Raw genomic sequence first — 13,661 nt, forward strand, 5'->3', positions numbered from 1 at the left:
GACGACAAATTCGTGAATCGCCGGTGACCTGGTCACGCTTGCCCGAAAATGAGTCCTCGAACCGCCGGCTGCCGGACGAGCGACGAGGAGACGACCGGGATGGCTTCGAAATTGTTCAGGGCATGTGTCGCAGTGGCTGTCACGGGCGTCGTCGTGATGCTCGGGCTGTCCGGGGTCGGAACCGCGACCGCCGCACCGCCCCCCACGCCGGCCACGACCGTCGTGGGCGGCTGCGACGGCGCGAAACTGGTTCAACCACGCACTCTCTCGTCGATCTTCTGTGCCGACGTGGGAGTAATCGTCTCCGACATCATCTGGCTCGCGTGGACCGACGCCTTCGCCGTCGGTTTCGGCAACGAGAGCCGCAAGCTGTGCGAGCCGAACTGTGCGGCCGGGAAGGTCGCGAAGTACCCGGTGGGGATCTGGCTGTTCGCACCCAAGAAGGGTGCGTTCACCCAGATCTCGCTGTACTCCTCGATCACGGGCCCGCCCGAGACCTACCAGCTCACGGGGTACGTACGCTGATGTTCAGCTGATCTCGCCGCTGTCCTGCAACACGGTCTCCTCGACGCGATGCTCATCCGGGTGTTCCTCGGCCGCGAGGCGCGGGATAAGCCCGCCCGCCAGCACATCTGACACCTGGCGCTTCGAGAGTCGGTGCCGGACTTCGAACTTCCGGTCCTTGGTCACGTTGCGAACGGTGAGGATGTCGTCGGCGCCGAGCGCATCCCGAAGGTTCTCGAGCCGTAGGGTGTCGTCCTGCTCGACGGCGTCGTAGTCGGCGGGATCGACGAATTCCACTGCCAGCACACCGAAGTTGGCGAGATTCTGCCAATGGATGCGCGCGAACGACTTGGCGATCACCACCCGCAGGCCGAGGTGGCGGGGCGCGATCGCCGCGTGCTCCCGCGACGAGCCCTGCCCGTAGTTCTCGCCACCGATGATGATGTGTCCGGAGTCCGCGGATCGTGCTCTCTCGGTGTAGGTGTCGTCGATCCGGGTGAAGCAGAACTCGGCGAGCTTGGGGATGTTGGACCGGTACGGCAGCGCTTTGGCGCCGGCAGGGGAGATGTCGTCGGTGGAGATGTTGTCGCCGACCTTCAGCAGCACCGGCGCTTCGACGACGTCGGGCAGCGAATCGAGGTCCGGCAGGTCGGAGATGTTGGGCCCCTTCACCGGTTCGACCTTCGTCGCCTCCTCCGGCGACAGCGGAGGGACCAGCATCGCGGTGTTGATCGAATGCTCCTCGGGCAACCCGAGCTCCGGATAGGAGGCATCGTTGTCGGCGGCCCAGTCACGGGGATCGGTGATCACGCCGGTCAGGGCCGACGCGGCCGCCGTCTCCGGCGAGCACAGCCACACCTTGTCGTCCTTGGTGCCCGACCGCCCGGGGAAGTTGCGGGGCATCGTGCGGAGCGAGTTCTGCCCGGTCGCGGGCGCCTGCCCCATGCCGATGCAACCCATACAGCCGGCCTGGTGGATCCGCGCGCCGCTGACGACGAGCTCGGTCGTGGCGCCCATCTTGGTGAGGTCGGTGAGGATCTCGCGCGAGGTCGGGTTGATGTCGAAGCTGACACTCGACGACGTCTGTCTCCCCGCCACCATCGCTGCGGCGATCGCGAAGTCGCGGAGCCCGGGGTTGGCGCTCGACCCGATGACCACCTGCGAGATCTCCTCGCCGGCGACCTCGCTGACCGGCACGACGTCCCCCGGTGAGGATGGCTTGGCGATCAGCGGGACGATCTCGGCGAGATCGATGGTCTCCTCGGAGTCATAGGTCGCGCCGTCGTCGGCGACCAGCTCGGTCCAGTCGTCCTCGCGGCCCTCGGCACGGAGGAACTCGCGCACCGCGTCGTCGCTGGGGAAGACCGTTGTCGTCGCACCCAGTTCCGCACCCATGTTCGCGATCACGTGTCGGTCCATCGCCGTCAGACTCGCGAGCCCGGGGCCGTGGTATTCGATGATGCGGTTCACCGCACCCTTGACGCCGTGCCGTCGAAGCATCTCGAGGATCACGTCCTTGGCCGAACACCACGGCGGCAGTTCGCCTTCCAGCCGAACGCCCCAGATCTCCGGCATCCGGATGTTCAACGGCCGACCCGTGATCGCCAGTGCCACTTCGAGTCCGCCGACGCCGATCGCGAGCATCCCGAGCGATCCGGCCGCCGGCGTGTGCGAATCCGACCCGACCATCGTCTTGCCGGGAATGCCGAACCGCTGCATGTGGGTGGGATGGGAGACGCCGTTGCCGGGCTTGGAGAACCAGAGCCCGAAGCGTTCACACGCGGTGCGCAGGTACTCGTGATCCTCGGCGTTCTTCTCGTCGGTCTGCAGCAGGTTGTGGTCGACGTACTGGACGCTCACCTCCGTGCGGGCGCGGTCGAGACCCAGCGACTCGAGTTCCTGCATGACCAGGGTCCCGGTCGCGTCCTGCGTGAGGGTCTGGTCGATGCGGATCGCGATCTCGTCGCCGGGAGTCATGTCCCCGGCCTCGAGGTGGGCTTCGATGAGCTTCCGGGCAACGTTCTGGGCAGGCATCGCACACTCCTGATCGGGTCACGCCCGAGCCGTGCATGGCTCGGGGCTGAACCGGAGTCAGAACCTGTCCGCGTCGTCGACGCGGTGACGCGCCAGGCGCTCTCGCTCGGACTGCCCCCATGGTCCCAGCCACAACCGACATGCGCCAGGGTCCGGAACGCCGCTTGTACGACAAACAACCTGTCGCGTGGCACCCGAGAGCCGGGAATCCGCAGGTCATGCATCCGACTCAGTGACCGCTTCGCGCCCTTCACATAGAGTGTTGTCGATCGCTCCGTGCGCCCGGCTTGGGTCGGCGCGCTGGACGGCACCCAGACCACGTACCAACAGAAAGGCGCATAACCATGGGCGTGAGCCTGAGCAAGGGTGGAAATGTCTCGCTGACCAAGGAGGCCCCGGGACTGACCGCGGTGTCGGTCGGCCTCGGCTGGGACATCCGCACCACCACCGGTACCGACTTCGATCTCGACGCCAGCGCGATCGCGCTCGGCGCGAACAAGAAGGTGCTGTCCGATCAGCACTTCGTCTTCTTCAACAACCTGCGCTCCCCCGACGGTTCGATCGAGCACACCGGCGACAATCTGACCGGTGAGGGCGAAGGCGACGACGAGGTCATCAAGGTCGACCTCGCCGGTGTCCCGCCGGAGGTGGACTCCATCGTCTTCCCCGTCTCGATCTACGACGCCGATGCGCGGTCGCAGTCGTTCGGACAGGTCCGCAACGCGTTCATCCGCGTCGTCAACCAGGCAGGCGGTTCCGAGATCGCGCGTTATGACCTGACCGAGGACGCCTCCACCGAGACCGCGATGGTGTTCGGCGAGCTCTACCGCCACGGTTCGGAGTGGAAGTTCCGCGCCGTCGGCCAGGGCTACGCATCGGGGCTCGCGGGTATCGCCCGCGACTTCGGTGTCAACGTCTGAGTCCGGTCTTCGCCTGCTGTTCGCGCAGCAGATTCCGCGAGGATGCCGCACCCCTCCTAGAGTGGGTGCGGCATCCTCGTGTCTTCACCCTCCGGCGTCGCCGTCGGCAGTGGTCCCTTGAACACCTCAGAAAGGCCACCATCCAGTGGTAGTAAGAATTTTCGGCCTCTCGGTCGTCGTGACGATCGTGTCGCTGATCATCGCGTTCCTCTATGGCGGCATCGAAGCGCTGATCCTGACGGCCATCCTGGGCGTCTTCGAGATCTCACTGTCCTTCGACAACGCGGTCATCAACGCCACGATTCTTCGCAGAATGAGCGAATTCTGGCAGAAGATCTTCCTCACCGTCGGCATCCTGATCGCGGTTTTCGGTATGCGCCTGGTGTTCCCGCTGGTCATCGTGTGGCTCGCCTCGGGTCTGAACCCGGTGGAGGCGCTTGATCTCGCACTCAACCCGCCGCCCAACGACGCCGCATACTTCGCCGACGGCTCGCCGAGCTACGAGACGATCATCACCGACGCCCATCCGCAGATCGCGGCATTCGGCGGCATGTTCCTGCTGATGCTGTTCCTGGGCTTCGTCTTCGAACAGAAGGAGATCACCTGGCTGTCGTGGATCGAGCGGCCGCTGGAGAAGATCGGCAAGTTGGAGATGCTCGAGGTCGTCATCGCGATCACTCTCCTCGTGCTCACCGCGACGTTCATCGCACCGGCCGACGAGCGGTCGACGGTCATGATCGCCGGCGCCCTCGGCATGATCACCTACATCCTGGTCAACGGCCTCGGCGAGTACTTCAACGTCGAGACCGAGGAGGACGACGAAGCCGCCGAGCCGGGTACCGACACGGCCGAGAACGCAGCGGTCGAGGAGTCCGGCGGCCGCAAGGGACCGTCGGATCTCGCGAAGGCAACGGGCAAGGCAGGCTTCTTCCTGTTCCTCTACCTCGAGGTGCTCGACGCGTCGTTCTCCTTCGACGGCGTCATCGGCGCGTTCGCCATCACCGCGGACCCGATCATCATCGCCCTGGGCCTCGGCCTCATCGGCGCGATGTTCGTTCGTTCGCTCACCGTGTACCTGGTCCGCAAGGGCACGCTCTCGGAGTACGTGTACCTCGAGCACGGCGCCCACTGGGCCATCGGTGCGCTGGCGTTCATCCTGCTGTATTCGATCGGCACCCACGTGCCGGAGATCATCACCGGCCTGATCGGTGTCGCATTGATCATCGCCGCCCTGATCTCCAGCATCGTCCGCCGAAACCGGCTCGCTGCGAAGGGCGAGCAGGAGAAGGTCGAGGTCTAGCCCTTCGAGGCTCGTCGCTACGCTCCTCGCACCTCAGGGAGCAGAGGCCCAGACGAACAACTGCGCCGCAGATCCTTTCGGGATCTGCGGCGCAGTTCTCGTTTCCGCCGGTGTCAGCCCTGGTGTTGCGTGAGCTGCTGACTGATCTGCTGGTTGATCTGCTGCAGGCCGGGTACCGAGAGACCCGGCAACTGGCCCTGGATGGTGCGCAGGACCGACGAGTCGTCGCGCACCTTCTCGCTCGACTGCACCAGAACCGTTCCGGCGCCGGTGAAGTCGAACTGCCGCTCCTCGCCGGAGTTGATGCCGAACCGCTGGCCGGCGGCGGCGATGAAACTGTTCACCCACGCCTGGTCGTAGTGGTGGCTCGGGGACGGGCAATCCGACCATCCGACAAGGGCTTCCGGATCGACGCGCACCGGCGGCTCGACGAACATCACCGGCCCGTTCGATGATGCGAGGAACTTCCCGGTGCCGATCAGGGTGAGGAAGCCGGGCACGATCGACTGGTTCAGCGAGAGATTCGGCTGGAACGCCAGCAGATTCGAGGCACGGATCGTGAGGTTGCCGTCCTCGAGGTCGTAGGCGTTGATGTCGTAACCGCGGTCACCGATGATCAGCTTGCCCTGCCCCTCGGCGACCACGTAGTCGCCCAGGTACAGCGGGGCAGAGAATTGCTGGGCCACCATCTGCAGCAGCTGACCCTGCAATCCCTGTTGGAGCGAGGTGAACTGCATCTGGCCGTAGTAGGCGATCATCGCGCCTTTGGACATGAACCACGGCTGGTTGAGATCGATGCAGAACGAGTAGTTGTTGTCCGGCACGTTGTCATCCGATGGCAAGGTCATCGGATTCCACACGGTGTTGAGTTGGCTCACAGCTTCTCCTCCGATGCCTGCACGTAGACGATGCCCTGTCCGGAGCACTCCAATTGCATTGCCTCACCTCCGGTCCGGCCGACGTTGCGCCAGCTGACGGTCGAGCGAAGATTGGTGTTGACCTGTCCCGCGGAGCCGACGAAGGCCTGCGGGTCGACGGTCACCGGCGGCTTGTTCGGAGTCACCTCGAGTTCGAAGACCCCGCCGTGGCCGAGGATCACGGCCGATCCCGGACCCGAGAGCTGCGTCGTGAACATGCCCTGACCGGTCACGGCGCCGGCCGCGGCGGACCGCAGTGCTCCGAAGAGGCCACCGCCTCCGCCTCCCCCGCCACCGCCTCCCTGTGAGGCGACCGAGACCACCGACGCCTGGAGATTGGCGCCGTACGCAAGCAGCCGGGACGCCTCGACGCGGATGGTCCCGCCGACCGCGCCGAGATCGACGACGTGCACCTCGATGCCGAGGAATCCGTAGTGCACCTCGCCCTGCCCCTGCGCGATCATCGTCGACTCGTGCTCGCCGGCGAGCATACGACCGGCCATGCCGCCCATCGCACCCAATCCCGGCATGCCGCCGCCCATTCCGGCACCGGCGATCTGGTGCGGCTGAAAGAAGACGTTGCCCTTGTAGAAGATCATCGCGCCCTTACGAGCGACGACGGGCCCGCTGCGACCGATGTCGACGGAGACGATCTTGCTGTTGACCTTGGTGAACATTCGCTACCTCACCCTCACCGTTCGGCCGGCTGGATCGACACGACACCGGTTCCGTCCCACCGCAGCGAGAACGCCTCGCCGCCGCCCTGTCCCATCACCGAGCGCCAGGACACGTCGGTGACGAAGGACTGGTTCAATTGCCCACGGGCGCAAACGAAAGCGTCCGGGTCGACGACGAGCGGGTACTGCGGTGACACCTCGAGATGGATGAGCGGTCCACCGTTGGACAGCAACGCGATCTGGCCGTAGCCGCTGACCGTCGTCGTGAACAGGCCCTGACCCGACGACGCGCCGCGCAGACCCGCGAACGCCACGTTGGTCTGGAGGTTCCCGTTGAGCACCATGAGCTGCTGGGACTCGACCTGCAACGTCTCGTTGTTGAGTTCGATGATCGTCGTCTCGGCCGCGTTGTGGGCGAAGTAGACGATGCCGTTGCCCGAGGCTTCCATGAGGGACAGCGCCTCACCGGTCGCCCGCTGCTTGAGGCCGGCGAGCACGCCGTCGCCACCACCGAAGCCGGCCGACTTGAACGCGACCTGCCCCTCATAAGCCACCATCGACCCGCTGATCGCGCGGACCGACGTGTTGTTCAGCCTGGCCTCGACCACGCGTTTGGATCGTTGTACCAACTGCATTCGACGTGCCTCTCTCGCGCCGCCGGGAGGCCGCTACTCGGCCCCCCTCGTGTGTTCCCCGACGCCGTCCCGAATCACGGCACCGACGCCGATCGGCATCCATCTCCGGTGTGAGGCGGTGGATCGTCTCGGCCGGTCCGGCCTCATACCGAGTTGAAATTAGCCGATAGCATCGTGTCGTGCCCGGAAACTTCGTACGTCGTTGGTTCGGCAACGATTCACGCACGAATTCCGCCTCACCTGCATCATCGGAACAAATGACAGCGGCCTTCCTGGAGTCCGAAGCGGTCCTCGCCGAGATCGATCCGGCGGTCGCCGTGGTCGCCGCCACCGACCCGCGCTCGCAGTTGCGCGGGGCATGGTCGGCGATCCGCGAACAGCACGCCGAGGCGACCGCCGACTACCTCCACCTCGTCTCCCCGCCCGAGGGCACGCGCTTTCGCCAACAGGACTACGAGCGATCCACCGAGGCCCTCCGTGCGGTCACGGCGTCGATGCGCGCCTTCGCGGATGCCAACGCCGGTGCACTCCGACGCGCCCGCGCCGCAATGCAGGCCGCGAACGTCCAAGACCACGAGGCCCGCGTCGCCGCGCACCGGGCGATGACCGCCCTGGAGAACGCCGGTCCGACAGTTGCACGGCTGCAGTCGGTCGCCGGTGCCACCGATGAACTCGACCGTGCCCTGAGAGTCTTCGAGCAGGCTTCCGAGCTGCGCGAGCGGCAGTCGGCCGCTGCGACGGTCATCACATCGGCACACCGACTCGAGAACATCCTCGAGCAAGCGCCCTCCTTCGAAGACCGCGCCCGACGGGTCATCCGATCGGTGGAAACGCGGCGCAGCGCCATCGCGACCCGCCGCGCCCTGGTTCCCGAAACTCTTTCGGCGTTGCGCCGCGACTTCAGTGCGGACTGTTCGGCGGACCTGCAACGCACCGAAACCGTGGTCGACGAGCGTCTGGCCCGCGCGGATTCGGCGATATCGACGGCGCGCGGAATGCTCACCGACGCTCCCGACCAGGCGATCGATCAGGCCGACTCCGCCCGGGACGACCTGTCCGTGGCAGAGGCCGCCGTGGACGCCGTCCTAGACCGACTGCGCGTCCTGCGCGAGGTGCGCGCCGATCCACAGGCAACCGAACGCACCGTGCGCTTCCGTCTCCGCGACGCCCAGCTCTTCGCGGTGAATCACGCCCTGGTTGACGAATGGGGCTCGGTGCTCGATGCTCAGGCCGACCGGATCGAGCGAGCGAAGGGGGACCTCGATCGCGTCCACCCCGACTACTGGGGATACCTGACCCGACTGCGGGCCGTGGACGACCGGATCAGCGAGATCGTTTCCCGGATGAGAGGACAGGTGGCCGCACGATGACCACCACGGCACGCCACGACACCTGGCTCGAACCCGGAACAATCCGGCATTTCGATCATTTGGGGTTCGAGACCCGGGAGCAACTGTTCTTCCGGCAACCGGAGCCGATCGACCGCGCCTGGCCCGCACAGCGATTGGCGATCGCGCTGGGCGCCACCCTCTACGTGCCCGCCACCCGCCCCGACCTCGCCGACGTCATCCGAAAACGCCGAGCCGAGGGCGTGATCTCGATGGTCATCGACCTCGAGGATGCGGTCGCCGATCACGAGGAGGCGGACGCCATCGACCACGCGGTCGCGGCGCTGCGTGACATCGCGGACAACCCCGGCGCGCCGATGCTCCTCTTCGTCCGTCCGCGATCGGCCGACCGCATCGTGCGCATCGCCAGGGCCCTCGTGACCCCCTCGGCACCGGGCACCCCGTCCGCGCTCACCGGTTTCGTCATCCCGAAGTTCGACTCCACCAACGCCGAAGAGGCGCTCTCCGCCATCGTCCAGGCGAGTGCGGTACTGGGACAACACCTTTGGGTAATGCCGGTCCTGGAGTCCGCCGCGGTGGTCCACCGCGAGACACGCGACGACGAACTCACCGCCCTGGCCGCACACCTCAGCGTGCATCGCGCCAACGTGCTCGCAGTTCGTATCGGGGCCACCGACATCTGCGGTTACTTCGGCATCCGACGCGACCGCGACCTCACGATCTACGACGTCCGAGTCGCCGCCGACGTGATCGCCGGCATCGTCAATCATCTCGGACGAACCGACGAATCCGGTTTCATCGTGACCGGACCGGTGTGGGAGTACTTCGCCGACCACGAGCGTATGTTCCAACCGATGTTGCGGCACACTCCTTTTCGCGAGAACGACGCCGTCTACTTCCGGCAGCAACTGGTCAGCCGGGACATGGACGGCCTGTTGCGCGAGATCTCGCTCGACCGGGCCAACGGCCTCCACGGCAAGACGGTGATCCATCCGGCCCACGTCGCCGCCGTGCACGCGCTGTCCGCGGTGACCCACGAGGAATATCACGATGCGCTCGACATCCTCGCCGGTGAAGCCGGCGGTGTCCGGGCATCGTCGTACCGGAACAAGATGAACGAGCTGAAACCCCATCGCAATTGGGCGCTGCGCGTGATCGACCGGGCCGCTGCCTTCGGCGTGACCCGCCAGGGCGTCAGTTTCGTCGATCTCCTGACCGCCCTCGCCGCTCCGGGACCGGCGGCCCGGTGAACGCAGCGAGCGACCATCCTTCCGACCGCGAACCGGACTGGGTCAGCACCCGCTTCGGCGTGCATGCCGCATCCGACGGCAGCGGGTACGCCGGGCACCATCTGCGCGACCTCGTCGTCCTCGGTCTGCGACACAACAAACGCCGCGCCCACCTGCTGGTCTCCACGGTGCTCGGCAAGCACATACCCACGCCTCCCCGCATCGTGCGCGGTGCGGCCGACGACCTCGGTGCGGCGATCATCGCGCAGATCGGCGCCGACGCCGCGCGCGACTCCATCGTCTTCGGTTTCGCCGAGACCGCGACCGGCCTCGGCCACTGTGTCGCGCAGCGGATCTCCGCGTCCCGCTACCTGCATTCCACCCGACGGGAGCTGCCCGGCGTGGTCGTGTCGGGATCCTTCGAAGAAGGTCATTCCCACGCCACGACCCACCTGCTGCAACCCAGCGATCCGGGCTTTCTCGACGCCGCCACACCGGACGAGACGCTGATCCTGGTCGACGACGAGATTTCGACCGGCACCACGGCACTGGGCGCGATCGAGACGATCGTCGCGACGCGTCCGCGCACGCGGTTCGTCGTCGCCTCACTCGTCGACATGCGCAGCCAGGACCAGCGGGCCGAGTGTGGCAAGGTCGCCGCCGGCCTCGGCGTGGAGGTCGCCTACGTCGCACTGGCACACGGCTCGGTCACGCTGCCGCCCACGCTGCTCGACGACGTGTGGGGGCTGCCCTCGGACACGCTCAATCCCGTTGCGCCGGAACGGGCGCGCGTCACCACGCTCGAGCTCGACTGGCCGGTGGGGACACCGGACGGCGGCCGCCACGGTTTCGAACGATCCGATACCGTGCCGTTCCGGGAGGCGACCGAGGCCGCCGCCGCGGCCATCGCAGAACGTCTCGATCTGCATCGCCCCGTCGTCGTGATCGGACACGAGGAGCTGATGTACGCGCCGCTGTGCATCGCCGAGCGCCTCGAGCAGCGCGGCTTCATCACCGGATACCAGACGACCACCCGGTCACCGGCGCAGGTCCACGACGTGCCCGGCTACCCGCTGCGTCGCGGTTTCCGCTTCCTCGCACCCGAATCCGATCCCGAAACACCGCGCTACATCTACAACGTCTCGTCGGACGCCCTGCCCGATCCCCAGGTGGTCGTCGTGGTCGACACCCCGGCCGACACCCCCGATCTCCGTGCTCCCGGCGGCCTCCTGGACGTCCTCGCCGCCGCAGGCCATCCCGTCACGCTGGCGATCCTGCCGGCTACAGACCAGGCGCAACTCCGCGCATCACGACAGGCGGTCAACCCGTGACGTCCACACCCCCGCTCCGCGGTCCCGACTTCGGCTCTTACGCACCCGATGAGGTGACATGGTTGCTCAAGGACCTCTCCGACCTCGCACTCGAGGGCGACCTGCACGAGCGGGAACGCCGAATCCAGTCGGGCAAGGCGCATTACGCCGAGTCCCTGCCGATCGAGTATCAACCCGGTCGTGAGTATCAAGACCTCTTCCACGCGACCCTGCGGTCATCGGCGCAACGTCTCGCCGAGGCGGTCGGCGTCGTCTCCGAACTGATTCTCGCGGAACGGGCTTCGTTGCCGACACTCGTGTCGCTCGCGAGAGCCGGGACACCCGTCGGCATCCTGATCCGCCGGTGGATGCAGGCGGTCCACGGGATCGAGCCCCAGCATTACACGATCTCGATCGTGCGTGATCGCGGGATCGACACGGTCGCACTGGACCACATCGTCGAACGCCATCCCGCCGAGTCGATCGTCTTCGTCGACGGGTGGACCGGAAAGGGTGCGATCCAGCGCGAACTCACCGCAGCCCTGGCCGAGTACGCGGAGCTGCCCGGCCGCCCGGCACTGCACGACGAACTGGCCGTGCTCGCCGATCCCGGCTCCTGCACCACCCTGTTCGGTACGCGCGACGACTTCCTCATCGCTTCCGCATGCCTGAACTCCACCGTGTCGGGTCTGGTGTCGCGCACGGTCCTCAACGCCGACCACACCGGTCCGGGAGAGTTCCACGGCGCCAAGTTCTATCGGCATCTGGCCGAGTTCGACGTCTCCGCCCGGCTTCTCGATGCGGTGAGCGCCGAGTTCCCCACCGTCGCCGACCGCGTCGCCGCCACGCTGGCCGCCATGACCGCGGAGCATCGGACGCCGACCTGGTCGGGATGGCGATCGGTCGAACGTATCCAGCTCGACTACGGATTGTCGTCGATCAACCTGGTCAAGCCGGGCGTGGGCGAGACGACCCGCGTGCTGCTGCGTCGAGTGCCGTGGCGGGTGCTCGTCCGCGCCGACGACCTACCCGAGCACCGCCACATCCGACTCCTCGCCGCCGAACGCGGAGTGCCGGTGGAGGTCTCACCCGATCTCGCGTACTCGTGTGTCGGGCTGATCAAGGAGGACGCGTGAGCGTTCTGGTCGCCACCGACCTCGACCGGACGATGATCTACTCGCAGCCGGCGATGGGCGAGGCACAGTTCGCCTCCCTCGACACCGTCTGCGTCGAGATCTACCGCGACGCCCCGCTGTCGTACATGACGGCGACCGCCGTCGAACTCCTGTCCCGCCTCGCTGAACGGGTACCGGTGATCCCGACGACGACGCGGACGCCGGCCCAGTACGAACGAATCGCCCTGCCCGGCGGGCCGTTCCGGTATGCCGTGGCGAGCAACGGCGGGCGGATCCTCGTCGACGGAACCGACGACCCGGAGTGGCGTCGCCAGGTCGAGCGTGGAGTCTCCGAATCCGGCGCAGGGCTCGACGAGGTACTGACCGAACTCCGCACCCGCGTCGACGATTCCTGGGTGAAGTCGTTGCGTATCGCCGACGACCTGTTCTGCTACCTCGTCGTCGAACCGGCGGCCCAGCCGGAAGACTTCCTGCCGGCGTGGCAGGACTGGTGTGCGGCGCACGGGTGGGTGGCCTCGCAGCAGGGTCGCAAGATCTACGCGACGCCGCGGTCGGTCACCAAGTCCGCGGCGATCGCCGAGGTGCGCGGGCGGCTCGTCGACGACGGCGTGATCGGAACGGACGCGGAGCTGTACGCGGCCGGGGACGGGTGGCTCGATGCCGACCTTCTCGAGCTCGCCGATCACGCGATCCGACCCCGCCACGGCGAGCTCGAGCTCCTCGGGTGGACGACGCCAGGGCTCACCGTCACCGCCGGGACCGGAGCTCTCGCCGGCGTGGAGATCCTCGAATGGTTCCACGACCGGTGTTCGGTCAGGACGGCATCGGACCCAGGACGTCCGAGTGCCCGTGCCGTCGGCACCAGCTGATCAGGTACCGCGCGTGCAGACCGCACCAGCGGTAGACGGCCGCCTGCGTCATCGGGGAGGACGTCGGTTCCTCGCCGCGCTCGGAGATGATCGGGCCGAGATAGTGACTCGTCACCTTGTTCGCCGTGTTGGGTGAGACCTTGGCCGCGCGGGCCAGAGTCGCACCATCGGACGCGTTGCCCGAGGCGATCGCGCCCGCCAGACGTCCCGCGGTCTGTCCCCGCTGCCCCGTGAACAGCTCGTACAGAGGCTTCCGACGCGAAGGCCCCGGCTTCTCCCCGAGTCCCTGGCCGAGCGCCACCGCGCGCACCGCACTCATGAGCGTCGCGAACCCGTCGGACTTCGCGATGACGCCGGCGACCTCGTCGCGCAACCGCGCCTCGTCGAGATGGTCGAGCTCGACCCCGTGGCCCTGGGTCGCGAGGATGACCGGCGCCTGACGATCGTGTTGGTTCAGGGCGTCGATGGCGTCGAGTCCGTCGAACCGCCATTCCAGGTCGGGACGGTTCCAGATCAGGTCCGCGATCACGACGTCGAACCGGACGTGGCCGGCAACCGAGCGGGTGAACTCGGCGTCGCTCGTCGCCACCGTGACGACGGCGTGCTCGAGCGCGCCTTGGAGAGGGCCTGCCACGACGTGACCGAGTGGGGAGGCAACCAGCACGCGCAGACGATTCGGCACGTGCATGATTTTGCCTGATGCAGAGCATCCGTGCGTGATCACGCATTGATTGGAGTCATTCGAGCCAATCATGGCTCGATTACCTATCAATCAGGTCGC

13 protein-coding genes are annotated in these 13,661 nt (G+C 66.9%); 8 read left to right on the forward strand and 5 right to left on the reverse strand.

Annotation, left to right across the window (positions count from 1 at the left end; all coding sequences use genetic code 11):
- Nucleotides 1–99 precede the first annotated feature (99 nt).
- Nucleotides 100–525, forward strand: coding sequence for a hypothetical protein (locus tag RVF83_RS05225; protein WP_005194136.1), 426 nt, complete (start codon nt 100–102; stop codon nt 523–525).
- A gap of 3 nt (nt 526–528) precedes the next feature.
- On the opposite strand, the gene RVF83_RS05230 is transcribed toward RVF83_RS05225, so the two are convergent.
- Nucleotides 529–2,538: an aconitate hydratase gene (locus RVF83_RS05230; RefSeq protein WP_005194137.1), complete on the reverse strand. Its 2,010-nt coding sequence runs from the start codon at nt 2,536–2,538 to the stop codon at nt 529–531.
- 344 nt (nt 2,539–2,882) lie between these two features.
- Here RVF83_RS05230 and RVF83_RS05235 point away from each other — a divergent pair, with 344 nt between their 5' ends.
- Together RVF83_RS05235 and RVF83_RS05240 are read left to right on the forward strand one after the other, a co-directional pair.
- Nucleotides 2,883–3,458 (forward strand): TerD family protein, encoded by a 576-nt coding sequence (locus RVF83_RS05235; protein ID WP_005194139.1) that lies wholly within the window; start codon nt 2,883–2,885, stop codon nt 3,456–3,458.
- Nucleotides 3,459–3,603: 145 nt separating this feature from the next.
- Nucleotides 3,604–4,758, forward strand: a complete 1,155-nt coding sequence (locus RVF83_RS05240) for a DUF475 domain-containing protein (protein WP_005194141.1) — start codon at nt 3,604–3,606, stop codon at nt 4,756–4,758.
- 113 nt (nt 4,759–4,871) lie between these two features.
- On the opposite strand, the gene RVF83_RS05245 is transcribed toward RVF83_RS05240, so the two are convergent.
- The 3 genes from RVF83_RS05245 to RVF83_RS05255 are packed head-to-tail and all read right to left on the reverse strand — an operon-like array spanning nt 4,872 to nt 6,987.
- Entirely contained in the window at nt 4,872–5,636 is a 765-nt protein-coding gene (locus RVF83_RS05245) for an AIM24 family protein (RefSeq protein ID WP_005194143.1), read from the reverse strand.
- On the reverse strand, nt 5,633–6,352 hold the full coding sequence (locus tag RVF83_RS05250; protein ID WP_005194144.1) for an AIM24 family protein: 720 nt from the start codon (nt 6,350–6,352) through the stop codon (nt 5,633–5,635). Before RVF83_RS05250 ends, RVF83_RS05245 begins: the two co-directional genes overlap by 4 nt.
- Before the next feature lie 14 nt (nt 6,353–6,366).
- Nucleotides 6,367–6,987 carry an AIM24 family protein gene (locus RVF83_RS05255; protein ID WP_005194147.1) on the reverse strand — a complete coding sequence of 207 codons (621 nt, stop codon included), beginning with the start codon at nt 6,985–6,987 and terminating at the stop codon, nt 6,367–6,369.
- Between the two features lie 257 nt (nt 6,988–7,244).
- On the opposite strand from RVF83_RS05255, the gene RVF83_RS05260 reads away from it, so the two are divergent.
- The 5 genes from RVF83_RS05260 to RVF83_RS05280 are packed head-to-tail and all read left to right on the forward strand — an operon-like array spanning nt 7,245 to nt 12,880.
- Nucleotides 7,245–8,357 carry a hypothetical protein gene (locus RVF83_RS05260; RefSeq protein WP_005194149.1) on the forward strand — a complete coding sequence of 371 codons (1,113 nt, stop codon included), beginning with the start codon at nt 7,245–7,247 and terminating at the stop codon, nt 8,355–8,357.
- Complete coding sequence (locus RVF83_RS05265; RefSeq protein ID WP_005194151.1) at nt 8,354–9,586, forward strand: HpcH/HpaI aldolase/citrate lyase family protein; 1,233 nt, start codon at nt 8,354–8,356, stop codon at nt 9,584–9,586. The genes RVF83_RS05260 and RVF83_RS05265 overlap by 4 nt, the downstream gene beginning before the upstream one ends.
- On the forward strand, nt 9,583–10,896 hold the full coding sequence (locus tag RVF83_RS05270) for a phosphoribosyltransferase domain-containing protein (RefSeq protein ID WP_005194153.1): 1,314 nt from the start codon (nt 9,583–9,585) through the stop codon (nt 10,894–10,896). The genes RVF83_RS05265 and RVF83_RS05270 overlap by 4 nt, the downstream gene beginning before the upstream one ends.
- A complete protein-coding gene (locus tag RVF83_RS05275) occupies nt 10,893–12,011 on the forward strand; it encodes a cysteine protease StiP family protein (RefSeq protein WP_005194155.1) in 1,119 nt (372 codons plus the stop codon). Before RVF83_RS05270 ends, RVF83_RS05275 begins: the two co-directional genes overlap by 4 nt.
- A complete protein-coding gene (locus RVF83_RS05280) occupies nt 12,008–12,880 on the forward strand; it encodes a hypothetical protein (protein ID WP_005194157.1) in 873 nt (290 codons plus the stop codon). The genes RVF83_RS05275 and RVF83_RS05280 overlap by 4 nt, the downstream gene beginning before the upstream one ends.
- Here the strand turns inward: RVF83_RS05280 and RVF83_RS05285 are convergent.
- Entirely contained in the window at nt 12,825–13,568 is a 744-nt protein-coding gene (locus RVF83_RS05285; protein ID WP_005194159.1) for a response regulator, read from the reverse strand. The two genes, RVF83_RS05280 and RVF83_RS05285, sit on opposite strands and share 56 nt — an antisense overlap.
- Nucleotides 13,569–13,661: the final 93 nt, after the last annotated feature.

It is taken from the genome of Gordonia rubripertincta (assembly GCF_038024875.1).
In the GTDB taxonomy this organism is placed as follows: Bacteria; Actinomycetota; Actinomycetes; order Mycobacteriales; family Mycobacteriaceae; genus Gordonia; species Gordonia rubripertincta.

Bases quoted from the DNA above. Each gene is read 5' to 3' on its own strand.
- RVF83_RS05225 (WP_005194136.1), top strand. From the start codon at position 100: ATGGCTTCGAAATTGTTCAGGGCATGTGTCGCAGTGGCTGTCACGGGC.
- RVF83_RS05230 (WP_005194137.1), bottom strand. From the start codon at position 2,538: ATGCCTGCCCAGAACGTTGCCCGGAAGCTCATCGAAGCCCACCTCGAG.
- RVF83_RS05235 (WP_005194139.1), top strand. From the start codon at position 2,883: ATGGGCGTGAGCCTGAGCAAGGGTGGAAATGTCTCGCTGACCAAGGAG.
- RVF83_RS05250 (WP_005194144.1), bottom strand. From the start codon at position 6,352: ATGTTCACCAAGGTCAACAGCAAGATCGTCTCCGTCGACATCGGTCGC.
- RVF83_RS05255 (WP_005194147.1), bottom strand. From the start codon at position 6,987: ATGCAGTTGGTACAACGATCCAAACGCGTGGTCGAGGCCAGGCTGAAC.
- RVF83_RS05260 (WP_005194149.1), top strand. From the start codon at position 7,245: ATGACAGCGGCCTTCCTGGAGTCCGAAGCGGTCCTCGCCGAGATCGAT.
- RVF83_RS05265 (WP_005194151.1), top strand. From the start codon at position 8,354: ATGACCACCACGGCACGCCACGACACCTGGCTCGAACCCGGAACAATC.
- RVF83_RS05285 (WP_005194159.1), bottom strand. From the start codon at position 13,568: ATGCACGTGCCGAATCGTCTGCGCGTGCTGGTTGCCTCCCCACTCGGT.